This is a genomic window from Neisseria sp. P0022.S009, assembly GCF_051956675.1.
In the GTDB taxonomy this organism is placed as follows: Bacteria; Pseudomonadota; Gammaproteobacteria; order Burkholderiales; family Neisseriaceae; genus Neisseria.
This window is the reverse complement of the sequence record NZ_JBQCXE010000003.1, coordinates 67495-93632: the sequence shown is the minus strand read 5'-3', so window position 1 is coordinate 93632 and position 26138 is coordinate 67495. Positions and strand designations below refer to the sequence as shown.

General features: G+C 50.3%; 20 protein-coding genes. 9 read left to right on the top strand and 11 right to left on the bottom strand.

Annotated elements, in window-relative coordinates; genetic code table 11:
- Positions 1–16: 16 nt before the first annotated feature.
- The gene (ppx, locus tag ACTHUG_RS05415) at positions 17–1525 is read right to left on the bottom strand and encodes an exopolyphosphatase (protein WP_440385746.1); all 1509 of its coding nucleotides are present in this window, start codon (positions 1523–1525) and stop codon (positions 17–19) included.
- Positions 1526–1698: 173 nt separating this feature from the next.
- Here ppx and ACTHUG_RS05410 point away from each other — a divergent pair, with 173 nt between their 5' ends.
- From ACTHUG_RS05410 to ACTHUG_RS05385, 6 genes are all read left to right on the top strand, one after another.
- Complete coding sequence (locus ACTHUG_RS05410) at positions 1699–2322, top strand: lytic transglycosylase domain-containing protein (RefSeq protein ID WP_003746174.1); 624 nt, start codon at positions 1699–1701, stop codon at positions 2320–2322.
- Between the two features lie 114 nt (positions 2323–2436).
- On the top strand, positions 2437–3819 hold the full coding sequence (locus ACTHUG_RS05405; RefSeq protein WP_036491405.1) for an MFS transporter: 1383 nt from the start codon (positions 2437–2439) through the stop codon (positions 3817–3819).
- Position 3820: 1 nt separating this feature from the next.
- The gene (locus tag ACTHUG_RS05400; protein WP_003746178.1) at positions 3821–4348 is read left to right on the top strand and encodes a single-stranded DNA-binding protein; all 528 of its coding nucleotides are present in this window, start codon (positions 3821–3823) and stop codon (positions 4346–4348) included.
- A gap of 266 nt (positions 4349–4614) precedes the next feature.
- Positions 4615–7458 carry a type I restriction endonuclease subunit R gene (locus ACTHUG_RS05395; RefSeq protein WP_440385747.1) on the top strand — a complete coding sequence of 948 codons (2844 nt, stop codon included), beginning with the start codon at positions 4615–4617 and terminating at the stop codon, positions 7456–7458.
- Between the two features lie 2 nt (positions 7459–7460).
- Positions 7461–8870, top strand: coding sequence for a restriction endonuclease subunit S (locus tag ACTHUG_RS05390; protein WP_440385748.1), 1410 nt, complete (start codon positions 7461–7463; stop codon positions 8868–8870).
- Between the two features lie 18 nt (positions 8871–8888).
- On the top strand, positions 8889–10391 hold the full coding sequence (locus tag ACTHUG_RS05385) for an N-6 DNA methylase (protein ID WP_440385749.1): 1503 nt from the start codon (positions 8889–8891) through the stop codon (positions 10389–10391).
- A 215-nt stretch (positions 10392–10606) separates the two neighbouring features.
- On the opposite strand, the gene ACTHUG_RS05380 is transcribed toward ACTHUG_RS05385, so the two are convergent.
- From ACTHUG_RS05380 to argB, 5 genes are all read right to left on the bottom strand, one after another.
- Positions 10607–11314, bottom strand: coding sequence for an SIMPL domain-containing protein (locus ACTHUG_RS05380; RefSeq protein WP_440385750.1), 708 nt, complete (start codon positions 11312–11314; stop codon positions 10607–10609).
- A gap of 110 nt (positions 11315–11424) precedes the next feature.
- On the bottom strand, positions 11425–11916 hold the full coding sequence (locus tag ACTHUG_RS05375; RefSeq protein ID WP_107768938.1) for a DUF1841 family protein: 492 nt from the start codon (positions 11914–11916) through the stop codon (positions 11425–11427).
- Positions 11917–12016: 100 nt separating this feature from the next.
- Entirely contained in the window at positions 12017–12292 is a 276-nt protein-coding gene (ftsB, locus tag ACTHUG_RS05370) for a cell division protein FtsB (RefSeq protein WP_003679613.1), read from the bottom strand.
- A 23-nt stretch (positions 12293–12315) separates the two neighbouring features.
- On the bottom strand, positions 12316–13602 hold the full coding sequence (gene eno, locus ACTHUG_RS05365) for a phosphopyruvate hydratase (RefSeq protein WP_440385752.1): 1287 nt from the start codon (positions 13600–13602) through the stop codon (positions 12316–12318).
- A gap of 261 nt (positions 13603–13863) precedes the next feature.
- Positions 13864–14751, bottom strand: coding sequence for an acetylglutamate kinase (gene argB / locus ACTHUG_RS05360; RefSeq protein ID WP_440385754.1), 888 nt, complete (start codon positions 14749–14751; stop codon positions 13864–13866).
- 174 nt (positions 14752–14925) lie between these two features.
- Here argB and ACTHUG_RS05355 point away from each other — a divergent pair, with 174 nt between their 5' ends.
- Together ACTHUG_RS05355 and lgt are read left to right on the top strand one after the other, a co-directional pair.
- Positions 14926–16056, top strand: a complete 1131-nt coding sequence (locus tag ACTHUG_RS05355) for a M14 family metallopeptidase (protein ID WP_003746205.1) — start codon at positions 14926–14928, stop codon at positions 16054–16056.
- A 74-nt stretch (positions 16057–16130) separates the two neighbouring features.
- Positions 16131–16991 (top strand): prolipoprotein diacylglyceryl transferase, encoded by an 861-nt coding sequence (gene lgt, locus ACTHUG_RS05350; protein ID WP_003746206.1) that lies wholly within the window; start codon positions 16131–16133, stop codon positions 16989–16991.
- Positions 16992–17068: 77 nt separating this feature from the next.
- Here lgt and trkA read toward each other — a convergent pair whose 3' ends face one another.
- The 5 genes from trkA to ACTHUG_RS05325 all read right to left on the bottom strand — a co-directional run bounded on the left by trkA (position 17069) and on the right by ACTHUG_RS05325 (position 23756).
- Entirely contained in the window at positions 17069–18481 is a 1413-nt protein-coding gene (trkA, locus tag ACTHUG_RS05345; protein ID WP_440385755.1) for a Trk system potassium transporter TrkA, read from the bottom strand.
- A gap of 94 nt (positions 18482–18575) precedes the next feature.
- A complete protein-coding gene (locus ACTHUG_RS05340) occupies positions 18576–20027 on the bottom strand; it encodes a DASS family sodium-coupled anion symporter (protein ID WP_440385756.1) in 1452 nt (483 codons plus the stop codon).
- 212 nt (positions 20028–20239) lie between these two features.
- Positions 20240–21493: a complex I 51 kDa subunit family protein gene (locus tag ACTHUG_RS05335; protein WP_440385757.1), complete on the bottom strand. Its 1254-nt coding sequence runs from the start codon at positions 21491–21493 to the stop codon at positions 20240–20242.
- The gene (locus ACTHUG_RS05330) at positions 21490–23118 is read right to left on the bottom strand and encodes an FAD-binding protein (RefSeq protein WP_070838242.1); all 1629 of its coding nucleotides are present in this window, start codon (positions 23116–23118) and stop codon (positions 21490–21492) included. The genes ACTHUG_RS05335 and ACTHUG_RS05330 overlap by 4 nt, the downstream gene beginning before the upstream one ends.
- Positions 23118–23756: a 2Fe-2S iron-sulfur cluster-binding protein gene (locus ACTHUG_RS05325; protein WP_063068720.1), complete on the bottom strand. Its 639-nt coding sequence runs from the start codon at positions 23754–23756 to the stop codon at positions 23118–23120. Before ACTHUG_RS05325 ends, ACTHUG_RS05330 begins: the two co-directional genes overlap by 1 nt.
- A gap of 851 nt (positions 23757–24607) precedes the next feature.
- Here ACTHUG_RS05325 and ACTHUG_RS05320 point away from each other — a divergent pair.
- Positions 24608–26131, top strand: a complete 1524-nt coding sequence (locus ACTHUG_RS05320; protein WP_049323434.1) for a fumarate hydratase — start codon at positions 24608–24610, stop codon at positions 26129–26131.
- Positions 26132–26138 lie beyond the last annotated feature (7 nt).

Sequence of the window (26138 nt, the reverse complement as noted above, 5' to 3'; positions counted from 1 at the left end):
TATAACGGAGCGCGGTTTATTGTGCTTGAACCGAGAAAGGCATATCGATTTTTTGCCATTGCGCGCTTTCGTAGTCCAGCGCATCGGCGATGAGGGGGTGTTGCTCCAGCCATTGGGCGTTGATGCGCAAGATGAAGCTGTGGTTGCTTTCATCAATGCGAAGCTGGGTTTGCGGCGGTAAATCGAGCGGCAGGCGCGAGCGGCAGAAGAGGGCGGCCAGACGCAGGGACAATACGGCACACCACATGATTTCGTTGTCGCCGATAATATCCGCCATTTTCTTGAGGTCGCCGCGATGGCCGATAACCAGTTGCGCCAAAATGGTTTGCTCTTTGCGTGAGAAGCCCGGCATATCGGCGTTTTCGAGAATGTAGGCGGAGTGTTTGTGATAACCGGTATGGGCGATATCCAAACCGATTTCATGTAGACGGCCTGCACGGCTGAGGTATTGGTTCCACAGGGCAAGCTCTTGAACGGTTACGTTTTTGGCGTGGCATAGGCTGTTCATAAAGGCTTGCGCGGTATCGGCAACGCGTTTGGCTTGGTTGAGGCTGACGTGGTAGCGTTTTTGGAACTCTGCCGTTGTCTGTTCGCGCATATCGACATTGAGACTGCGGCCGATTAAGTCGTAGAACACGCCGTCGCGGAGTGCGGCTTCGGTAACGGTCATTTTGGTCAGCGAGAGTTCTTCAAAAGCGGCCATCATCACGGCCAACCCGCCTGCAAAAACTTCGACACGTTCGGGTTTGAGGTTTTCAAATTTGGCTTTTTTAACCGAACCGGCTTCGATAATCCTATCGGCAAGATAACGCATGCCTTGGGCGGTAATATCGGCTTCTTGCGGCAATTCGGCCGCCAAAACGTCGCGTATGGATTTGGCCGAACCGGACGTGCCGATAGCGAAATCCCAACCGGTGCGCTTCATCAGTTTGCTGATGCGTTGGATTTCGATACGCGCGGCGGAAACGGCGGCTTGGAAATCTTTGACGGTAATTTTGTTTTGGAAGAAGCGCATGCTGTACGTTACGCAGCCTAAAGGCAGGCTTTCTGTGGTCAGCGGTTGCAAATCCGAACCGATGACAAATTCGGTCGAGCCGCCGCCGATGTCGATAACCAGCATTTTGTCGCCTTTGGGCGGCAGGGTATGCACTACGCCGGTGTAAATCAGACGCGCTTCTTCGCGGCCGGCAATGACTTCGATGGGGAAACCCAGCGCCGCTTCGGCACGGGGCAGGAATTGGGCGATGTTTTTGGCGACGCGGAAAGTGTTGGTGGCCACCACGCGCACGTTTTCAGGTTGGAATCCGCGCAGGCGTTCGCCGAATTTTGCCAAACATTCCAAGGCTTGTTCTTGAGAGGCTTCGCTCAGGTTTTTTTGTTCGTCCAAGCCGGCGGCAAAGCGTACCATTTGTTTGAACGAGTCGATGACTTTCAGCTGGCCGTTGTTGTTTTCACAAATTTGCAGGCGGAAACTGTTGGAACCCAAATCGACGGAGGCTAAAACGTTGGCGGGAGTGGTGGTCATAAAAAATACCGCTTGATTAGAAAAACCTAAATGTTACTTGAGGCGGTATCACTTGACAATAAAAGGAATACAGCTCTTTGATTCTGCTCATAGATGTATTTTATAATGCCGATATTTAAGCAAATATATCAAAGGCCGTCTGAACTTTTCAGACGGCCTAAAAAGAGAAACACATGAAATCGGAAAACCAAGATTCCTTATTTTTATCACGCCGCCGCCTGTTGCAAGTCGGCGGAGCCATGCTTTTGACGCCTGCGGCCGCATGGGCGGGGGCGCAACGTGAAGAAACGCTGGCTGATGATGTGGCGTCCGTGATGCGCAGTTCGATCAATAGCGCCAGCCCTGCGCGGCTGGTGTTTACCGATGCAAGGGAAGGGGAGCGTTGGTTGGCGGCGATGTCTTCCCGATTGGCACGCTTTATTCCCGATGAAGGCGAGCGCCGCCGTCTGCTGATCAATATCCAATACGAAAGCAGCCGGGCCGGACTCAATACTCAAGTGATTTTGGGTTTGATTGAAGTGGAAAGCGCGTTTCGCCAATATGCCATCAGCGGCGTGGGTGCGCGCGGTTTGATGCAGGTGATGCCGTTTTGGAAAAACTATATCGGCAATCCGTCGCACAACCTTTTCGACATCCGCACCAATCTGCGCTACGGCTGCACTATTCTGCGCCATTACAACAATATCGAAAAAGGCAATATTGTCCGCGCGTTGGCAAGGTTTAACGGCAGCTTGGGCAGCAACAAATATCCGAATGCCGTATTGGGTGCGTGGCGGAATAGATGGCAGTGGGGTTGAGCGGCTTGCGATTTGCCCCATGCAATTCCTTTGAATCCTGTATAATCAGAAAATCTGTTAATTCACACTTTCAGACGGCCTTTCGCAAATTTAAGGCCGTCTGAAACATTATTTATGGCAAGAGATAACCGCATTCAAATGTTTCCGCACGAATGGCGTGCCAGTACCACACTCTCCGGCGTTTACGCACTGCGTATGCTGGGGATGTTTTTGGTGCTGCCTGTTTTGGCGATGTATGCCGCTTCGTTGCCCGGTGCGGAAGATAATAAAGCATTGGTCGGTATGGCAATGGGCATTTACGGGCTGACACAGGCCTTGTTACAGTTGCCATTGGGCATCGCTTCCGACAAGTTCGGCCGTAAAAAAGTGATTTATATCGGCTTGATTGTGTTTGCCGCCGGTAGTTTTTTGGCCGCAGTTGCCGACAGCCTGCAAATGCTGGTTGCCGCGCGTGCCATTCAAGGCGCGGGCGCCGTCAGCGCGGCGGTAACGGCTTTGCTGGCGGATTTAACCCGTAGCGAAGTGCGGACGCGTGCGATGGCGATGATCGGCCTGAGTATCGGCTTGACCTTCTCCGTCAGCCTGGTGCTTGCCCCGATGATTGCCAGCTTTATCGGCGTATCCGGCCTGTTTGCGCTGACCGGTATCCTGACGGTAATCAGTATCGGCGTGGTTGCGTGGATGACGCCGGAGCCGGAAGAGTCAAAATTGCACGAAGACACGCAGGCGCAGCCTTCGCGTATGGGCGAAGTATTGAAAAACCGCCAGCTGCTCAATCTCGACTTCGGCATTTTTGCCTTGCATGCGGCGCAAATGGCATTATTTACCGCATTGCCGTTTGCCATGACGCAGTTGGGTTTGGAAAAAATCCATCACTGGCAAGTCTATCTGCCGTCAACCATTACCGGCCTGATTATTATGGTGCCGCTGATTATCGTTGGTGAAACGCGCAACAAACTCAAGCAAGTGTTTATTCTCGGTATCGTCTGCATTGCCGCGGCACAAATTGGCTTGTTGTTTGGCATGCACTCAATATGGTTGATTACCGCTTATTTGATTGTTTATTTTATTGGTTTCAATGTATTGGAAGCCAGCCTGCCGTCTATGGTATCGAAAATCGCCCCGTCCGATTTGAAAGGAACGGCGATGGGCGTGTATAACACATTACAGTCAGTCGGCTTGTTTGTCGGCGGCGCAACCGGCGGCTTATTGTTCCAAAAATATGGGTTTTCAGGCGTTTTTACCTTTTGTAGCGTATTGATGCTGCTGTGGCTGGTATTGGCACTCATCTTACCGGCACCAAAACCCGTCAAAAACCTCAGCTATCCGCTTAACGCCGAATGGCAACAAAATCCGGATTTGCTTTACCAAAAACTGACCGAAATTGAAGGCGTCGAAAGCATCAGCTTCAGCGCAGACAAACAAACCATTTATATCAAGGCCTTGCAAAAAGGATTCGACCAAGAGGCCGCCGAAAAAATCATCACAGGAGTGTAAAATGTCATTGAATAAAGTTATCCTCATCGGCCGTCTCGGCCGCGACCCGGAAGTCCGCTATATGCCCAACGGCGAGGCCGTCTGTAACTTCAGCGTTGCCACCAGCGAAACTTGGAACGACCGCAACGGCCAACGCGTAGAACGTACCGAATGGCACAACATCACCATGTACCGCAAACTCGCCGAAATCGCCGGCCAATACCTGCGTAAAGGCAGCCAAGTGTACCTAGAAGGCCGTATCCAAAGCCGTAAATACCAAGGCAAAGACGGCATCGAGCGCACCGCTTACGACATCATCGCCAATGAGATGAAAATGCTCGGCAGCCGCAACGACAACAGCGGCGGCGCACCATACGATGACGGCTACAACCAAGGCAGTCATTCAAGCCAAAGCAGTTACCAACAAGCGCCTCAACAGCAATACCAATCTGCCCCGGCGCAAGAACCCCCGGCCGCCCCGGCCCGTCGTCCTGCTCCGGCACAACCGACCGCTCCAGTTGAGGATATCGACGACGATATTCCGTTCTGAGTTATGTAATGAATTAAGATTTAGTTAATTTCAAGCCCTCTAATGACTTTGATAGGTATATTAGAGGGCTTTTCTTTTTTGAAAAAACTGTTTAACGGGCAAATTTCTTACTGTAATTAATCCCATGTAGTAAAATCTAGTGTTAATTACTCGATGTTCAATAAAAAATAGTTACAAAATAAACAGTCATTGCAATTTCATTAATAAAGCATGGAAGGCTTTATTTTTAATTTCTTATAAAAGCTAACGAGGTACCTAGGAAAAATATGGGAAAACAAATAACCTACAACCAGCATCCAGAACAGCAAGCCCGCGACATTATCGATAAAAAACTGGAGCAGGCAGGCTGGACGATACAGTCGGTGAAGCACTTTAATCCCAACAATGGTTTGGGCGTAGCAGTGCGTGAATACCCTACAGACAGCGGGCCGGTAGATTATTTGCTATTTGTCGATAGAGAGCCGGTTGCCATTATTGAAGCCAAAGAAGAAAACTTTGGCCATAAGCTCAACACAGTGGAAGAGCAAAGCGCGCGTTATGCCGATAGCGAACTCAAACATATCCCGCAAGCGGATATTGCTTTTTTATATGAAAGCACAGGTGTAATTACCCGCTTTACCAATCGCAACGATCCTGCCCCTCGCGCCCGTGAAGTATTTCATTTTCATCGTCCTGAAACATTGCAAAAATGGGCAAGCGAGGGCAAAAATACCCTGCGCGCCAAACTCAAGGCTATTCCTCCACTCAATCCCAACCATCTGTCTGCGGCCGAACTTGGTTTGCGCGATTGCCAATTAACCGCCATCGAAAATATGCAAGACTCTTTGGCAAAAGATTTACCGCGCGCCTTGATTCAAATGGCCACAGGTGCAGGTAAAACTTATACCGCCATCAGCATTATGTATCGTTTGCTCAAATACACAGGCAAACGCCGCATCTTGTTTTTAGTCGATACCGTCAATTTGGGCGAACAGGCCGAGCAGGAAATGTTGGTTTTTACCCCGTCTGACGACAACCGCAAATTTACCGAACTCTACAACGCCCAAGTGATTAAATCGCCGCACATTCCCAAAGGCGTAGAAGTTTGTATTTGTACCATTCAGCGCATGTATTCCCTATTAAAAGGGGAAGAGATGGCGATACCGGATGAAAGCGTGGAATTAGAAGAATGGGAAAACCGCTTAAAAGAGCCCTTGCCCGTTGCCTATCAACCGGACCTGCCACCCGAATTTTTTGATTTTATCTTTATCGACGAATGCCATCGCTCCATTTACAACCTATGGCGACAAGTATTGGATTATTTTGATGCCTATCTGATTGGCTTAACCGCCACACCGGACAACCGCACTTTTGGTTTTTTCAATCAAAATGTCGTCAGCGAATACAGCCATGAGCAAGCCGTTGCCGATGGCGTAAACGTAGGCAACGAAGTCTATCTGATCAATACCAAAATCAGCCTGGATGGCGGCAAATTCAAAGCAGAAGAGCTGGTCGAACACCGCGAACGCACCACACGCCGCAAACGCTGGCAGCAGCAAGATAGCGATGAAGACTATACCGCCAAACAACTCGACAGGGATGTTGTCAATCCAAGCCAAATCCGCACCATTATCCGGACATTCCGCGACCATTTACCGGTGATGTTCCCAAATCGTCAAGAAGTACCCAAAACCTTGATTTTTGCCAAAAACGACAGCCACGCCGACGACATCATCAAAATGGTGCGTGAAGAGTTCGGGCAAGGCAACGAATTCTGCAAAAAGATTACGTACAAAGCCAAAGACGATATTGTGGGAGAGAACGGCGAAATCATCGAACAAGGCGAAGAACCCAAAACCGTCTTGGCGAATTTCCGCAACAGCTACAACCCGCGCATCGCCGTTACCGTCGATATGATTGCCACAGGAACGGATGTCCGCCCGCTCGAATGCCTGCTGTTTATGCGCGATGTCAAAAGCCGCAACTATTTCGAGCAAATGAAAGGGCGCGGCACACGCACGCTTGATAAAGAAGGCCTGCAAAAAGTCAGTCCTTCCGCATCATCCGCCAAAACCCATTATGTGATTGTCGATGCCATCGGTGTTACCAAATCGCTTAAAACGGCAAGCCAACAATTAGACACCAAGCGTTCGGTCAGCTTTTCCGATTTAGGAAAAGCCGTCGTCTTCGGCGGCGCATTTGATAGCGACAGCATCAGCTCACTGGCGGCACGCCTTGCCCGTTTAAACAAACAGCTGGATAACGAACAACAGCAGCAGATTACGGCCATCACAGGCGGCATTCCATTATCGCAACTGGTCAAAGATTTATTTCACGCCATCAATGCCGATGAAGTTCATCAAGCTGCCTGTGAACAAGAAGGCATTTCCATCGATGAGATGCCGTCTGAAGAAAATCTTGCCAAGGTTCAAAAACAACGCGTCAAAGCCGCCACACGTCCGCTTTCCATGGAACTCATCACCACATTGGACGACATCCGCAAACAAAACGAGCAGAAAATTGACGCCGAGATTGATGAAGTCATCCACGCAGGCTGGGCAGAAAATGATGAAACCCTGACCCAAGATTTTGCCGAATGGATACGCAGCAACAAAGACGAAATTACCGCCTTGCAGATTTTCTATAATCAGCCTTATCAACGCCAAGCCTTAAGCCTTGCGATGATTAAAGAGCTGGCGGCCGCCATCAAAAAAGCCAAACCGAAATTGGCATTCAGCCATATCTGGCAGGCGTACGCGCGTTTGGATAACGTCAGCGAACAGGCAGAAAGCGAACTCACCGCCTTAGTCAGCCTTGTTCGCCGCGTGATTGGCATTGATGACAAAATCACGCCGTTTACCAAAACCGTGCGTAAAAACTTCCAAACCTGGACCTTTGAACACAACGCCCGCGCCGACAAACCGCTGACCGAAGAACAAATGCAATGGCTGACCATGATTCGTGACCACATCATCACTTCCTTTGCCATCGAAGAAAACGACTTTGAACTTACCCCGTTCAACCAATACGGCGGATTGGGTCAAGCCTATGATGTATTGAGCGAAGTCGCCGCTAACGACCAAGACTTTAACACCCTATTAGACGAGATTAACCGACAATGGACAGCATAACAATGACCACAGAACAGCAATTGCCTGAAGGGTGGAAGAAAACGACTTTGGGAGAAATCTGTGAGATTTTTGATAGTAAAAGAGTTCCATTAAATAGGGAACAAAGAGAACAGCGCATCAATAATAAAAAAACTGACGAACTCTTTCCTTATTATGGTGCGACAGGTGAGGTTGGAAAAATTGATGATTATATTTTTGATGGAGAATTTGTTTTATTAGGAGAGGATGCAGCTCCTTTTTTCGAACCAAATAAAAATGTTGCTTATTGCGTTAAAGGGAAGTTTTGGGTAAATAATCATGCTCACATTTTAAGCTCATCAGTTTTGGAAAATTTATATATTTGCCATTATCTGAACCAATTTAATTTTAGTGGTTATGTATCAGGTACAACTAGACTAAAACTCTCACAAGGTTCGATGAAAAAAATTCCCATTATCTACCCAACCAGCAAAGAAACCCAACAAGCCATCGTTAATAAAATCGAAAGCCTGTTTGACGAAATCGACGAGGGCATAGGCCGTCTGAAAACCGCAGCGCAGCAAATCCAACAATACCGCCAATCCCTGCTCAAAAACGCCTTTAACGGCGAACTCACCAAAGAATGGCGCAGCAAGCACGCAGACACCTTGCCGTCTGAAAACGAACTGCTCGCCCAAATTCAGACGGCCCGAGAACAACACCACGCCCAACAGCTTGCCGACTGGCAAACAGCCGTCAGCCAATGGGAACAAAATGGAAAAGAAGGGAAAAAACCGAGCAAACCCAAAGCACCGACAAAAGCGGTTAAGTTTGAAGAAAATTTTGCAGATTTGCCGAGTGGGTGGATATGGGGAAAATTATCAGACCTAGGAGAGTTAGCTCGTGGAAAATCGAAACATCGCCCAAGAAATGATAAAAAACTTTTTGGAGGGAAATATCCTTTTATTCAAACGGGAGAGGTTCGTGCTGCAAATCGAATCATTAAAAAATATGAACAAACATATAGTGAATTTGGATTAGAGCAAAGCAAACTTTGGCAGAAAGGGACTCTTTGTATCACAATCGCTGCAAATATTGCTGAAACTGCCTTTTTAGGATTTGACGCTTGTTTTCCCGATAGTATCGTCGGGTTTTCTGCTTCAAAAGCGGTATTACCAGAATATATTGAATTATTTATAAAGTCTGCGAGAACCAAAATCGAATCTTATGCTCCTGCGACAGCACAAAAAAACATTAATTTAAATACTTTAGAGAATTTAATCGTTCCGTATTGTTCCCTAACCGAACAAACCCAAATCGTTGCCATTTTAGAAAGCAAACTTACCGCCTGCGACCAACTCGCCGCCGAACTTTCTAAGCAACTCAAACAAGCCGAGCTGCTTAAACAGGCGGTCTTAAAAGCGGCTTTTTCAGGCAGCATTTTGGATAAATAAATTAAAGAGAAAACGAATATGACCACAACGCAAAACCACACTTCAAACGCCATCGTCCAAAAGGTTTGGAGTTTCTGCCATATGCTGCGCGATGACGGCGTAAGCTACGGCGACTATTTAGAACAAATTACTTATCTGATTTTCTTGAAAATGGCGTTTGAATACAGCCAGCCGCCCTACAAACGTGATGTCGGCATTCCTGAAGAATACAACTGGAAAAGTCTGACCGACCGCACGGGCGCGGAATTGGAAAGCCATTATCTTGCTTTGTTGCGCGATTTAAGTATGCGTAAAGGCTTGCTTGGGCAAATCTTTGCCAAGGCGCAAAACAAAATCCAAGACCCTGCCAAATTATCCCGTTTGGTGGCGATGATTGATGAAACCAAATGGACGCGCTTGGGCGTGGATGTGAAAGGCGATATTTACGAAGGCATTTTGGAAAAAAATGCCGAAGATACCAAATCAGGCGCAGGGCAATACTTTACGCCGCGCGCTCTGATTGAGGCGATAGTCGAATGCGTCCGCCCGCAGGCAGATACCCTGATTGCTGACCCGGCGGCAGGTACCGGCGGTTTCCTGCTGGGTGCATACAGCTATCTGGAAAAACATGCCGATTTAAATGCCGAGCAAAAAGCGCGGTTAAAAAACGGGACGTTTTTCGGTAATGAAATTGTCGCCAATACCCGCCGTTTGTGTTTGATGAATCTGTTTTTACACGGCATCGGCGAAATGGACGGCGAAAGCCCGATCAGCTCCGATGATTCCTTGGTTGCGCCAAGCCCTCGCAAAGTGGACTTGGTTTTGGCCAATCCGCCGTTCGGCAAAAAAAGCACCATGACCATTACCAATGCCGAGGGTGAAGCCGAAACCGAAGATTTTGTCTATAACCGCCAAGACTTTTGGGCAACCACTTCCAACAAACAAGTCAACTTCTTGCAGCATATTTACACCATGCTCAAAAACAACGGGCGTGCGGCCGTAGTCGTGCCCGATAATGTGCTGTTTGAAGGCGGCGCAGGCGAAACCGTGCGCAAAAAACTCTTGCAGATGACCGATTTGCATACAATTTTGCGTTTACCGACGGGGATTTTCTACGCCCAAGGCGTGAAAGCAAATGTGTTGTTCTTTGACAACCGCCCCGCACAGGAAAAAGCCGTTACCCAAGAAGTCTGGGTATATGACTACCGCACCAACGTGCATCACACGCTGAAGAAAAAACCGATGCAGTTGGCAGATTTGCAGGATTTCATTGCCTGCTATTGTCCTGAGGACCGTTCAAAACGTGTGGAAACCTATCATGCCGAAAACAATCCCGACGGACGCTGGCGTAAATTTAGTATCGATGAAATCAATCAGCGAGAAAAAACCAGCCTGGATATTTTCTGGCTGAAAGACCATTCTTTAACCGACTTGGACAATCTGCCCACCCCCGATATTTTGGCCGAGGAAATCATTGAAAATATCGAAGCGGCTTTGCTGAATTTCCGCAGCGTTGCAGCGCAGTTGGGAGAAAACGAATAGAAAAGCATCTGATGCCTTGTTGATTGGGTTGTCATTAGGTTGGCTAGGCTTTGTGTTTAGAAATAGTTATTGCCACTGAAAGTTTAAGGGTTGTCTTGATGCTCGGTTGCTTTATATGAATATTTTTCTATTTTTGAACAACGTAAAGGCCGTCTGAAAATAGACTTCAGACGGCCTTTAAAATGATTTAATTTAAAATGATTTAAAAGAAAATCCTACATTTGTACCGAGCCGTTAACAGTCAGGCTGATTTCTTCCGAACCCGGAGAAGCCGGTACGCCATCTTCTATTCCTGCCGCCACTTCTGCGGCGGGGATTGCACGCAGCATTTTGGCGTGTGCAAAGTCGCCGCCGACTGGGCGGTTGCCGATATGGCCCAGGTTGAGTTTGATGATTTTGTAGCTGGAGAAGCCGAGTGTTTGGGCGAGGTTTTGGGCGCGGTCTTTGAAGCGCAGGATAACGGCTTTGCTCAGTTGGTCGACGGTTTCTTCGCGTTTTTCTTTGGATACGGAAAATGAAGAGTTTTCCAAAACGGCGATATTGATGCTGTCGGCAATCAGGCGGTTGAGCGCTTCAAAGTCTTTGCTTTCTACTTTGAAGTAAGCGTGTTCTTCCCAGCCGGTTTGGGTGCGTTTGCCGTTGGTGTATTGATAGCGTGGGGACGCGTTGCGCTCCATCAGCTCGGCTTTAAATTTGCTGTTTTGGGAGATTTTGTTGAACTGGTTGAATTTCTTCATGAAGGCTTGGTTGACAGCTTGACGGTCTTTGCCTTCTGCATTGACGCTGAAATACGCGGTCATGGTGTCCCGTGGTACTTCCATGTTGGCGGATTCGGAAAATTCAACGATGTTGTAGTTGAGGCTTTCTGCTGCTACGGGCAAGGAGGCGGCTAGCAGTAGGGCGGTAAAGGCTGGACGGAGCATTTTGGTTTCCTTATAAGGGGATTTCAAAAAAGTAATTTAGCATGAAAGATGGAAACGTTGGCTTTGGTGAGTGTAAGGATTTGTATGGGATGAGGCCGTCTGAAAAGAAGTTACTTTGTATCCATCAGGCTGACTTCATGGGGATTGAGGCGGGCGTTTTCTTCTTGGCCTAAGCCGACCAATTTCCGCAAGCGGGTCATGTAGGCGTTGACATCAAGGCCCCGTCTGTAGCGTTGTGCTTCCCAGATGGTTTCTGCTAAGGCTTCCATCATATCGTGTTCGGCTTTGACCCAGTCGCCGTTGTAACGGGCGCAAAGTTGTTGGTGGATGGCACGGATGCCCGGGGGCTGGTCGATGGCGCTTTGCTCTTGTAGTGAAAGGTGTAGCGACATATGCAGGAATGGGTTACTTTCGCCGTCTTCGGGCAGCCATTCTTTATCTAAATATTGTTCGATGTTTTCGAGATAGTGTCCGTATTCGGGATGGGCTTCGATAATGCGTAAGGCTTTTTGCTGTAGGCCGTCCAATTGGAGCGGTGCGAGCCTGTGTTGCCAGACGTGGGCAAAAAATCGGCGGACATCGTGGGTGTTTACGTCATACATGATGGGTGTAATTTGATTTTGGGATATGTGATTATATAGCGATTGCGATAAAAAGGCCGTCTGAAAAGTGTGTTTTCAGACGGCCTTTGTTTGATAGGGTTTAGCGGCGGTCGATGATTCGGTAATATACTTCGCCGTCTTGAACATAGCCCAATTCGACGCGGGCAATTTCGGCGATGGCCTCTTGTCCGTGTGCCAAGTCTTCAACTTCCGCATTGAGGAAATTGTTGCGTAAAGTGAGCGTTTGGTTTTTTTCCTCCTGACGGACGAGCTGCTCCTGCAATTCTTCCGTATGCCCGACGCTGCCTTTGCCAAACCAAAGGCTGTACTGACAGCACAAAAGTGCGAAGGTTAAAACAAAAGTCACCCACTTCATACAATCAATATCCTATATTTTTCTTATTTGCCCAGTTGGTAGAATGCGGCTTTGCCAGGGTAGTAAGCGGCTTCAGCCAATTCTTCTTCGATGCGCAACAATTGGTTGTATTTCGCCATGCGGTCAGAACGGGACAGGGAGCCGGTTTTGATTTGCATACAGTTGGTGGCAACTGCCAAGTCGGCAATAGTGCTGTCTTCGGTTTCGCCGGAACGGTGGCTCATTACGCTGGTGTAGCGGTTGCGTTTGGCCAAGTCAACGGCTTTCAGGGTTTCGCTCAATGTACCGATTTGGTTTACTTTAACCAGCAATGCGTTTGCCACGCCTTTTTCGATGCCTTCAGCCAAGATTTTTGGATTGGTTACGAACAAGTCGTCACCGACCAATTGAACTCTGCCGCCCAATTTTTCGGTCAGCAGTTTCCAGCCTTCCCAGTCGTTTTCGTCCATACCGTCTTCGATGGAAATGATTGGGAATTCGTTAACCAGGCCTTCCAAGTATTCGGCAAATTCTGCGCTGGTGTAGGAGCGGCCTTCGGCTTCCAAGTGGTATTTGCCGTCTTTGTAGAATTCGCTGGATGCGCAGTCCAGGGCAAACAATACGTCTTCGCCTGCTTTGTAGCCTGCAGCTTCGGTTGCTTCGACGATCAGTTGCAGGGCTTCTTTGTGGCTGTTCAGGTTAGGTGCGAAACCGCCTTCGTCACCAACGGTAGTTGGGAAACCTTTGCCGTCACACAGTTTTTTCAGTGCGTGGAAAATTTCGGCGCCGCAACGCAGAGCTTCGCGGAAAGATTTTGCGCCGACAGGCATGATCATGAATTCTTGGATGTTCAGGCTGTTGTTGGCGTGTTCGCCGCCGTTGATTACGTTCATCATCGGAACCGGCAGAGCCATTGGGCCTGCGCCGCCCAAGTAACGGTACAGCGGCAGGCCTGAATCTTCGGCAGCCGCGCGTGCTACGGCCATGGAAACGGCCAAAGTGGCGTTGGCGCCCAAGTTGCCTTTGTTTTCAGTACCGTCCAATTCGATCATGATTTGGTCGATATAAGATTGTTCGCTGGCATCGATGCCGATGAGGGCTTGCGCGATTTGGTTGTTAACGTGGTCAACGGCTTTCAATACGCCTTTGCCCAAGTAACGGGATTTGTCGCCGTCACGCAGTTCCAAAGCTTCTTTTTGGCCGGTTGATGCGCCGCTTGGTACGGCTGCGCGTCCCATGACGCCGGATTCCAACAATACGTCACACTCTACGGTAGGGTTGCCGCGGGAGTCCAAAATTTCGCGTGCAAAAATATCAACGATTGCGCTCATGAATATCTCCAAATAGGATGGTAAAAGAAAAGTAGCTTTGTTACGTTTCAGACGGCCTTAAGGATGATTGCCAAAGTCTGATGGATGCAGACATTATACCGTCTTTGCCAAGTATGGCATCGGAGTCGATATGAAACCGACTGTAAGTTTGTTTCACGTCAATATCGCTCAAACAAACATAAGCCGTATAGTGTAACATTTTTTACCCTTTTTAGGGTGAAAAGCTGATTAAATAAGGCATAAGGCCGTCTGAGAAACGGATTAGCCTTCGCCAAAAATCATCGAGCCTACGCCGTCATCGGTCAGCACTTCCAAGAGCAGGGCGTTGGGAACGCGGCCGTCTATGATGTGCGTGGCTTTAACGCCGCTTTTGGCGGCTTCGACGGCGGAGGCAATTTTAGGCAGCATGCCGCCGTACAGCGTGCCGTCTTCAATCAGTTCGTCAATGCGGCTTGGCGTCAGGGTGGTCAATAATTTGCCTTCTTTATCCAGTACGCCGGGAATATTGGTCATCATCAGCAGTTTTTCGGCTTGAAGTTTTTCCGCCAGTTTGCCGGCAACCAAGTCGGCATTGATGTTGAACGCTTCGCCGTTTTGGCCTACGCCGATGGGTGCGATGACCGGAATGCAGCCGCGCTCGACCAAGCCTTCCACCAAACGGGTATCAATGTCGGCCACGGTGCCGACTTGGCCGATGTCCACGCCTTTTTGCTCGGGCGTATCGATCAGGAGTTTTTCCGCTTTGATGAAGTGGTTGTCCCGGCCGGTAATGCCGACGGCGCGACCGCCGAAGGAGGTAATCATGGAAACGATTTCTTTATTGACGTGTCCGCCCAAAACCATTTCTACGATGTCCATGGTTTCGCTGTCGGTGACGCGCATGCCTTGAACAAATTCCCCTTTTTTGCCGACTTTTTCCAGCATTTCATTGATTTGCGGGCCGCCGCCGTGAACGATGACGGGATGTAGGCCGATCAGTTTGAGCAGGACGACATCGCGTGCGAAGCCCTCTTTTAAGGCCGACTCGGTCATGGCGTTACCGCCGTATTTGATGACGATGATGGAGCCGGAAAAACGGCGGATATAAGGTAAAGATTCGGCAAGGACGCGCGCTTTGATCGCAGAGGAGACAGATTGTTGCTGAGTCATGGTTTCAACCTTGTTTCATGATTTCGGCCTTTATCTTAATCCCAAAGGCCGTCTGAAACAATATTTCCAAGCGCTTGAAATCCTGTTAAATCAGTTAAATGGTTGAAACCAGCCTCATGCAAACGGTAAAATGACGGTTTGCTTCGGCCTCTTTGCCGATTACTAAGGATACCCATGATGAAAATCAGCACCCAATTCGATGCCGGTTCGGTCGTTGTCAAAGATTTGAGCAACCCTGCCGATATCCGTCTCGCCCTGCGTCCCGACAATGCTTCGGAGTTTGCCCAATGGTTTTACTTCCGTTTGCAGGGTGCGGCCTATCAAAACTGCGTGATGCATTTTGAAAATGCGGCGGACGCTGCGTATCCTTTGGGCTGGGAGGACTATCAGGCTTGCGCCTCTTACGACCGCCAAAATTGGTTCCGCGTGCCGACCAGCTATGAAAACGGTGTGTTGACCATCAACCATACGCCTTTGTCCAACAGCGTTTACTACGCTTATTTCGAGCCTTATTCCAACGAGCAGCATTTGAACCTTTTGGGCGATGCGCAGGGCAGCGGCTTGTGCCGTATCGACGACTTGGGCAGTACCGTTCAAGGCCGTGATATTAATCTTTTGACCATCGGCAACCAAGTCGAAAGCGACATGAAAGTCTGGATTATCGCCCGTCAACATCCGGGCGAAACCATGGCGGAATGGTTTGTCGAAGGTTTGCTGGGCCGCCTACTTGATCCGCAAGATCCGACCGCGCGCATGTTGCTTGACCGTGCGACTTTCTACATTGTGCCGAATATGAATCCGGACGGTTCGGTTTTGGGTAATTTGCGCACCAATGCCGCCGGCGCCAACCTTAACCGCGAATGGGAAAACCCGACTTTGGAGCGAAGCCCCGAAGTCTTTACCGTGCGCGAAAAAATGATGGAAACCGGCGTGGATTTGTTCTTGGATATTCACGGCGATGAAGGCCTGCCGTTTGTCTTTGTGGCCGGTACCGAAGGCGTGCCGAACTACAACGAGCGCATCGAAGCCTTGGAAGACCAATTCAAACTCGCGCTGCTCAATGCCAGCCCAGATTTCCAAGACGATTACGGCTATGACAAAGATGCGCCGGGTCAGGCAAATATGACTTTGGCGACCAACTGGGTTGGCAATCATTTCAACTGCCTTGCCTATACTTTGGAAATGCCGTTTAAAGACAATGCCAACCTGCCGGACGACGATTTCGGCTGGAACGGCCAACGCTCGCTGCGCTTGGGCGAGGCCATGTTGTCTGCTATTTTGAATGTGGTTGGCGATTTGCGTTAAACCGCCTAACACTGCATACAGGCCGTCTGAAAGTTCAGGCTTTCAGACGGCCTTTGAGATAAGGAACATACATTATGATGATACATCCCCAGTTTGATCCGGTGCTGATCAGCATCGGCCCGCTTGCCATCCGCTGGTATGCCTTGAGCTATATTGTCGGCTTTATCCTGTTTACGATTTTGGGCCGCCGCCGTATCGCGCAGGGCAATTCTGTGTTTACCAAAGAAACACTCGACGATTTCCTGACTTGGGGTATCTTGGGCGTCATCTTGGGCGGCCGTATCGGCTACGTTTTGTTTTATAAATTTTCCGACTATTTGGCCAACCCGTTGGATATTTTCAAAGTGTGGGAAGGCGGCATGTCGTTTCACGGCGGCTTTTTGGGTGTGGTCGTTGCCATGTGGCTGTTTGGCCGTAAGCATAACATCAGCATTTTAAAATTGATGGATACCGTTGCACCGCTCGTACCGCTGGGCTTGGCTTCCGGCCGTATCGGCAACTTTATCAACGGCGAACTTTGGGGACGTGTGACCGAACTCAATGCTTTCTGGGCGATGGGTTTCCCCCAAGCGCGTTACGAAGATGCGGAAGCCGCGGCACACAATCCTTTGTGGGCTGAATGGCTGCAACAATACGGCATGTTGCCGCGCCATCCGTCTCAGCTTTACCAGTTTGCCCTTGAAGGCATTTGCCTGTTTGTTATCGTTTGGATTTTCTCGAAAAAACCGCGTCCGGCCGGACAAACGGCAGCATTGTTCTTGGGCGGTTACGGATTGTTCCGCTTTATTGCAGAATTTGCCCGCCAGCCTGACGACTATCTCGGCCTGTTGACCTTGGGTTTGTCCATGGGTCAATGGTTGAGCGTGCCGATGATTGTATTGGGCGTGATTGGTTTTGTTTGGTTTGGCCGTAAAAACAGTGTTGCCAAAGCGTAAATAAAACAATGAATAAAGGCCGTCTGAAAAGGTTTTCAGACGGCCTTTTTATGGCTTCAAGCAAATGGATTTTAGGCTTAACCGAAAAAGCCCATTTTGACTTGAATGAGTTTTTCCAACTCCGGCAGGACGCGGCGGCGTGAGACGAAGAAGATAATGTGGTCGCCGTCTTGGAGGATGGTTTCGGTGTGGTGTCCCATGATGACCTCGCCGGTTGCGCCGCGGACGATGGCGGCGATGTAGCAGTCGCTCGGCCATTTGATGCCGCTGATGCGGCGGCCGACGATGGCGGAAGTGTTTTTATCGCCATGTACCACCACTTCGATGGCTTCGGCCGTGCCGCGGCGCAGAGGGTGGACGGCAACGATGTCGCCGCGGCGGATGTGGGCGAGGATGGAGCCGATGGTAATCAGGTGGGGGGAAACGACGATATCGATTTTGTTGCCTTCGAGCAAATCGACGTAGCTTGAGCGGTTGACGATGGTGATTACGCGTTTGGCACCAAGGTTTTTTGCCAACAGGCTGGACATGATGTTGTTTTCGTCGTCGTTGGTCAGCGCGCAGAAGACGTCGATTTCGTCGATGTATTCTTCGTCCAGCAGGGTTTCGTCGGTGGCGGAACCTTGCAGGACGAGGGTGTTGTCTAGATTTTCGGCCAGCCATTCGGCACGGTGGGGTTTGTATTCGATGATTTTGATGTCGTATTTGGACTCGAGCTGCTTGGCGAGGCGGTAGCCGATGTTGCCGCCGCCGGCGATCATGATGCGGCGGGTGCGCGCTTCTTTCGGACGTAATTCGCGCATGATGGCTTCCACGCTGTTGATGTCGGCGGCAAACAGGACTTCATCGCCTTCGATGATGACGGTTTGCGGGGTAGGGACGATCAGGCGGTTGTTGCGGTAGATGGCGCAGATTTGGCAGTCCACGCCTTCGAGCAGATGTTGGTTGATGTCGGCAATTTCACGGCCGATCAGCAAACCGCCTTTGCGGGCTTGAACAATCACCATGCGCACTTTATCGTTGGCAAAACTGAGTACCTGCAATGAGCTGGTGTAGTTGAGCAGGCCGACGAGTTGTTCAGTAACCAGTTGTTCGGGGCTGATGGTTTCGGTAATGCCGAAGATGTTGAGGCTGCCTTCTTCGGGGTTGTCGCTGCCGGCAACCGGGTATTCAAGGTATTCGCTTGAGCGCACGCGTGCGATGCGGCTGGGGATGTTAAATAGGTCGGCGGCGATTTTGGAGGCGACAATGTTGGTTTCGTCGCTGCGGGTCAGGGCAAGCAGGAGGTCGGAATCTGCCGCGCCTGCCTGTTCGAGGGTAAAGGGCGATGCGCCGTTGCCGACGATGGTTTGGACATCGAGGCGGCTGCTGATGCGGTTGAGCGCTTTTTCGTCGATGTCGATGATGATAACGTCGTTGCTGGGAACGGAGGCGAGGTTTTGGGCGACGGTCGAGCCGACTTGGCCGCTGCCGAGAATGAGTATTTTCACGGTAATCGAGTGTGTTTGGTAAAAATGAAATTGTAACAAAAGGCCGTCTGAAATTGGAGTTTCAGACGGCCTGATTTTTCAATCGGCTAAAGGATTACCAATAGCCCAAGGCTTTCCACCACAAGATGCCGACAGTGCTGAAAATCAGGATTTCGACCACGCTCATGATGAAGCCGGCTTTCCACCATTCGGTCATGTTGACGTAGTTTGAGCCGTAAATGACAGGTGCGGAACCGGTGGCGTAGTGGGTCAGCGACATCATGATGCCGGTAGCGGCTGCCATAATCAGGGCAAACAGCATCGGTGGCGCGCCCAAGGCCAAGCCTGCGCCGTAGAATGCGCCGAACATGGCGGTAACGTGTGCCGTACCGCTGGCGAAAACGTAGTGGGCGTAGAGGTAGGCCAGCATCAACAGGGCGCAACCGGCTTCCCAACCCAAGCCCATGTGGGCGATACCGCTTTGCATGGAGTCGGACAACCAGCTGATGAGGCCCAGTTTGTTGAGGAAGTTTGCCATCATCACCAAGGCCGCGAACCAGACGATGGTATCCCACGCGCTTTTTTCTTTCAGCGCGTCGTCCCAAGTCAGTACGCCGGTCAAAAGGCACAGGCTCAAGCCGAGGAAGGTGGTGGCGGTAGCGTCCACTTTCACGCCGAACAGCATTTCAGGAATACCCGCCCACAACAGCAGCAGAACTAAGAAAATACCCAGCATGATTTTTTCTTCATGCTTCATCGGCCCCATGGCAGCCAAATGCTCTTTTGCCAATGCAGTGGCGTTGGGGGTCTGTTTGATTTCAGGCGGATACAGGAAATACAGCACCAGCGGCATCAGCAGCATAGCAATCAGGCCGGGTACGACCATTGCCAAGAACCAAGTACCCCAAGAGAGTTGGATCTCCGAATTGGTGGCTTTGGCAACCAATTCGACCACCAGCGGATTAGGTGCGGTGGCGGTGATAAAAATCAGACAGGTAATTACATTGGAGTGGAAGTTGACCAGTGAAAGGTATTTACCGATTTTGCCTTCCGTCCCTTTTTCTGGGTCGGAGTCGAAGCTCAAGGCAATGGATTTCATAATCGGATGCACGATGGCACCGCCGCGCGCAGTATTACTCGGCGTTACCGGACCGATGACCAAGTCGGCCAGCGCCAAGCTGTAACCAACGCCCAGCGTGCGTTTGCCGAAGAGGGAAATCAAGAGGTAGCCGATACGCATACCCAAGCCGGTTTTCAACAGGCCGCGTGAAATGATGATAGCGATACCGATCATCCAGATGAGCGAGTTGTTGAGGCTGCTCAAAGCGTCTTTGGTTGCATCGGCGGCTTTTTCGTTGGTCACGCCGGTCAGTGCAACCAAGGTAATGCCCAAAATTGCCATGGCACCGATGGGCATGGCTTTGCCGATGATGCCGGCGATGATGCCGACGAACAATGCCAAAAGATGCCATGCGTCAGGCGATACGCCTTGAGGAACGGGGATAACGAACCAGATAAGCAGCGTCAGCACAAGTGCGACCGCAGCAGGAATTGGCTTGAAGCCCATGTTGAATCTCCTAATTTGAGGATTAAAGAATTGGGAAATCGGTTTTCAGACGGCCTGAGTGTTGCTTAAGGCCGTCTGAACGTATTTTGGTAGGTTCGGAAGGTATTTTTCTTAATGGGTTTCTTTTCTATCTTAGAAAGAAGAGAAAGGGGGGCGGGTATCGTTTTTCAGACGGCCTTTACAGTAATAGGCCGTCTGAAAACAATACCGATTTACTCCTGCTCCGCCGGCAGGCCGTACTCTTCGGGGAAGGTACGCAGCGAACTTTGCAGAACCGTTACCGCGCCGTCAATCAAACCGCAACGGCCGCTTCGGGGCAGCAGTTGGCACAGGCTTTGCAAGGCGCGCAGGTCGTCGGGAGTGCCGATACCGGTATCCACGCGGTTGAGCAGGCGGGAAAGTTGGAACGTGCCGCCTTTGCACGGCGGGCACTGTCCGCATGAGTTGGCAGCAAAAAACTCCACATATTCAGAGACTTTACGCACTACACTCGTGCCTTCGGAAATCACAATCATCGCACCCGTACCGAGGCTGGATTTGCGTTCGCGCACGGAAACGAAGTCCAATGGCACATCCAAATCTTTGGCAGTCAGAAGCGTGTTTGATGGACCGCCAGTGAAGACGGCTTTAAACGTGCGGCCTTCAAGCATACCGCCGCCGTGATCGAAAATCAGTGATTTCAGCGTTGTACCCATCGGCAGCTCGTACAGGCCAGGATTCAATACGTCGCCGGAGAGCGAGTAGAGTTTCGTACCTGCGGCATCGCCCAACCCCAGCGATTTGTACCATTCCGCGCCTTTGGCAAGGATTTGCGGAATATTGGCGAAGGTTTCGGTGTTGTTGATTAGGGTCGGTTCACCGTTGACACCGCTTTCGGCAGGGAAAGGCGGTTTGCGGCGAGGGAAGGGGAAGCCGCCTTCCAACCATGAAATGACAGCGGTTTCTTCGCCGCCGATATAACGGCCCGAAGTTTCAACCAGCTGCAAATCCAAAGGTTTGCCCAGATAGTTTTCGATGCGGATGAACAAATCGCTTTTTTTCCATTGCTCGATGGCGGGCACGATGGCGGCGACGGATTCGGTCTGGTGCGGGTTGACATACATAATCGCTTTGTTGGCGCGGCAGGCGACGGCGGCAATCAGTACGCCCTCGATAACTTGGTGCGGCGTTTTCGCCAGCAATACGCGGTCTTTGAACGTACCCGGTTCGTCTTCGTTGGCGTTACAGACGACGTATTTGTCGCCGTGTTTGCTTTGGGCTGCGACGGCTGCCTCCCATTTGCGCCAAGTCGGGAAACCTGCGCCGCCCATGCCGCAGAGGTTGGCGTCTTGCAGCTTGGAAACGATGCTTTGAGGATCGGCAAGTGCCGCCAGCAGGCCTTCGCCGCCGCCGACTTTGCGCCACGCGGCCAAATCCGCGCCGACTTGGCGGGAAGGGTGCAGTAAGTTTTGATTGGCTTGATTCATGATTGTTGCTCCTGCAAACCGGCGTGTTCGCGCAAATCGAATTTGCCGTAGTCGGGATATAAAACGGGGGCTTTGATGTCGCTGGTCAGACCGGCGCGGGTCATTTCGCGTTGCAGGTCGTGGACGTGGCCGACACCGCCGCGTACTTTTTTCAGCGGCAGGCCGCAATTTGCCGCGGCTTTACCGGCACGGCGGCCGAAGCTGATGATGTCCAGAAGTGCGTTGCCCATCAGGCGGTTGCGGCCGTGGATACCGCCGGTTACTTCGCCGGCGCAATAGAGGCCTTCCACGCAAGTCGCGCCGTCGCCGTTGATTTCGATGCCGCCGTTTTGATAGTGAAGGGTCGGATGAATCATCATCGGCTCAACAGCAGGGTCGATGCCGCATTTGTGGGCGACGTGGCCGAGTGTTACCAAACGGTTCAACACGTCGGGGTCGTTGGCAATCAGGCGCGGGGTGTCGAGGAACACGCCGACTTGACCGTCGCGCACCACGCCGCGGCCTTCGCGACACTCGCGCAGGATGGCGGCAGCAACGACGTCGCGCGGCTGCAATTCGTCAACAAAACGCTCGCCCAAACCGTTGACCAGTTTGGTGCCTGCAGAGCGGACGGCTTCAGAAATCAGCGCGCCTGCCAAGTGTGGCGGATGGGCGACGCCAGTCGGGTGGTATTGGAAAGAGTCGACATCGCGCAGTTTCGCGCCGATACGGTAAGCCATTACCAGGCCGTCTGCAGTCGCGCCATAGTGGTTGGAAGTGGCAAAACCTTGCAAGTGCAGGCGTCCGCTGCCGCCGGTTGCCAAGACCACGGCTTTGGCGTGAACCAATACCAAAGAGCGTTTTTCCAAATCGTACAAAATCGCGCCGACGCAGCGGCCGTGTTCGTCTGATAATAATTCGATGGCGGGGTGGCGGTTGAGCTGGGTGATGTTTTCGTCGAGTTCGACTGCTTCGCGCAGTACGCGCATCATTTCGAGGCCGGTAAAGTCGCGGTAGCTCAAAATACGCGGTACGGTTGTACCGCCTGCACGTTTGCGGCTCAACATGCCGTTGCTGTCCGCGCCTTTGGCAAGGTCGAAAGTCATGCCCAAGCCAATCAGCCAGCGGATGGCGGACGGCGCGTCGGTAACCATTTGTGCCACCAATTCTTTTTTGCCTGCGTTGTGGCCGCCTTTGATGGTGTCGTCAAAGTGTTGCTGCAGGCTGTCTTCCGCGCCGACTGCCGCCTGAATGCCGCCTTCGGCCATCACGGTATTGCTGTCGCCGATACGCAGCTTGTTTGCCATGATGACGCGTGCGCCGGCTTCAGTCGCAGACAATGCCGCCGCCGCACCTGCACCGCCGCCGCCGATCACCAAGACGTCGGTGTTCAGGTGTTCTGCACCAGACAAATCATAGTCGTCAATCAGAGGCTGACTGATTAAGAGTTTGGCCAGGTCAGGGTGGCAGTAATCGCCTTGGTTCGGGCCGATAGGCAGTTTCACACGCGCATCGGCTTGATAGTCGGGGTGAAACTGGCTCAGCAATTCGTTTTTTTCAGGTAAATCGCCACGCAGTTCCAATGAGGACGCACGCAGATTGGCAAGGGCGGTTTCGTAGTCTATGCCTTGGATTTTGTTAGCCATCACACTGACTCCTCTTCAAATTCGACTTTCATTTTGCCACTGTCGATTTCGCGCAGGCGGCGCATCAAATCCACCGGACGCAACGTACGCGCCGCTTTCATGCGGCGGGCGAACAGGCCCAAGTGGTTCGGACGGATGTGTTCTGGGCAGGAGAGGGTGCAGAGGTTGCACATCACGCATTGGTCGAAGGTCAGTGCAGCCGCGCCGAAATCACCGGAAACTACCTGTGCTACGCCGTTTTCCACTTGTAAACCTTTAGGACAGGCGCGGTTGCAGCCGCCGCAATGACGGCAGTTTTGCGCTTCAGGGAAGGCTTTGGCGGTATCGTCCAACCAGTTCCAGCCGTCGCCAATCTCGCTCACGTCGTAATATTGGATATGCTCAGGAATAAAGTAGTCCAAGAAGCTGACCTGCATGCCTTCCTCGACTTTGGTCTCGCATGCCAGTGCAGTCGTTACTTCGCGCTCGCCTTCTTTACGAATCATGCAGCGGCAGGAACCGCATACGCCTTGACCCATGCAGCCGACGTTGGCAGTAATCGCATTGCCCGAACGTGCATAGGCTTGGATGATTGACGAATCGGCGGAAGCTTTGACTTCGTGGCCGTCTATGGTCAGGGTTAACAAATTTTCACTCATGATTTGTTCCTGTGAAATTGGAAGTTGGAATAGTGGATAATTTGGTTAATTGTATTTTTATTACATTTATTACGTATGAGGAAAATATCCAAGTGATTTACTCGGAAATTCTTTTAAAATCAATGTTTATCTATATAAGGCGAAGTGTATCAGAATTTGTTGGATTTGATGATAGGGAGGGATTAGCCTTGCTTAAGGAAGAAATTGTAAACAAAATATGCCTATTATTTAGACAAATTAATCATTTATATTTGATTTTAAAGGTAAAAGAAAATTACCTTTTTAGTATATTTGCAAAAATAATCTAATATTTGCTAGTAGAAATCATTATTATATCTTAAGGTTTAATATATAACTTATTGTATATATTAGATAATATTAATTTTGTAAACAAACGAAAAGGCTGTTATAAAATTTCATAAAATTAAATAAGTTTGACATCCGTCAAGAAGGTTGAGGGAGGGAATGACATAAATTTTACAATTGTGTATCGTATTAAAAAATAAAATGGCCGTCTGAAATGGGGATGGTTCTCTTTTAAATACAGGCTACTAAATTTTTTACTCAGATGTGCAGGGCAAATATTTCAGATGGCCTGGCAATAAGGTTATCGTTTAAAAATAATGTAGTTTTATTTCTGTGTAAGTGAATGGCCAGTAGATATGGGTTATCAATAACCAAGTGATTTAATATGTTATTAAATTCTAATTAAATCAATGAAGTATGAAAATGATATTGTCTGGATTATTCATTTGAAAGCACTATTACACTATTGAAGGCCGTCTGAAAAATCGGTCTCTTAAAAAATAAACAAACCCTTCCTACCATGACTCCCGAAAAGGAACACAATCATGACCGTCATCAAGCAAGAAGACTTTATCCAAAGTATTTTCGACGCTTTCCAATTTATCAGCTACTACCATCCTAAAGACTACATTCAGGCTTTGTACAAGGCTTACCAAAAAGAAGAGAACCCTGCCGCCAAAGATGCAATGGCGCAGATTTTGGTCAATAGCCGTATGTGTGCCGAAGGCCATCGTCCGATTTGTCAGGATACCGGTATTGCGACCGTATTCTTGAAAGTGGGTATGGATGTACAGTGGGATGCCGAGATGAGCGTACAGGAAATGGTCAACGAAGGCGTACGCCGCGCATATACCTATCCTGACAACAAACTGCGCGCCTCCGTATTGGCCGACCCGGCTGGCAAACGTCAAAATACTAAAGACAACACCCCTGCCGTTGTACACATGGAAATCGTGAAAGGCGACAAAGTCGAGGTTACTTGCGCGGCCAAAGGCGGCGGTTCTGAAAACAAAACCAAAGTGGCCATGCTCAACCCATCAGACAGTATCGTTGATTGGGTATTGAAAACCGTTCCTCAAATGGGTGCAGGCTGGTGTCCTCCGGGCATCTTGGGTATCGGTATCGGCGGCACGCCTGAAAAAGCAGTGTTGATGGCCAAAGAGAGCCTGATGAGCCATATCGATATTCAGGAGCTCAAAGAAAAAGCCGATTCCGGTGCAGAATTGTCTACCACCGAAGCCCTGCGCTTGGAACTCTACAAAAAAGTAAATGCCTTGGGTATTGGCGCACAAGGTTTGGGCGGCTTGAGCACCGTGCTGGATGTCAAAATCCTTGACTACCCAACCCACGCGGCTTCCAAACCGATTGCCATGATTCCAAACTGCGCGGCAACCCGCCACATCGAATTTGAATTGGACGGCTCAGGCCCGGCCAAACTGGAAGCCCCGTCTTTGGAAGACTGGCCGGATCTGACTTACAGCCCGGATAACGGCAAACGTGTCGATGTCAACAATCTGACCAAAGAAGAAGTGGCTACATGGAAAACCGGCGACGTATTGTTGCTGAACGGTAAAATCCTGACCGGCCGCGATGCCGCGCACAAACGTCTGGTTGACATGCTCAATAAAGGCGAAGAGTTGCCGGTGGATTTTACCAACAAACTGATTTACTACGTCGGCCCGGTTGATCCAGTCCGCGACGAAGTTGTTGGCCCAGCCGGTCCGACTACTTCCACTCGTATGGATAAATTTACCCGCCAAATGCTTGAACAAACCGGCCTCCTAGGTATGATCGGCAAATCCGAACGTGGCGCAGCGACTTGCCAAGCCATTGCTGATAACAAAGCCGTTTACCTGATGGCTGTCGGCGGCGCGGCATATCTGGTGGCCAAAGCCATTAAAGCATCTAAAGTTTTGGCGTTCCCAGAATTGGGTATGGAAGCGATTTACGAATTTGAAGTCAAAGACATGCCTGTGACCGTTGCAGTGGATAGCAACGGCGAATCGGTTCACGCTATTGCGCCAAAACAATGGCAGGCTAAAATCGGTATTATCCCGGTTGAAGCTTGATATTTGA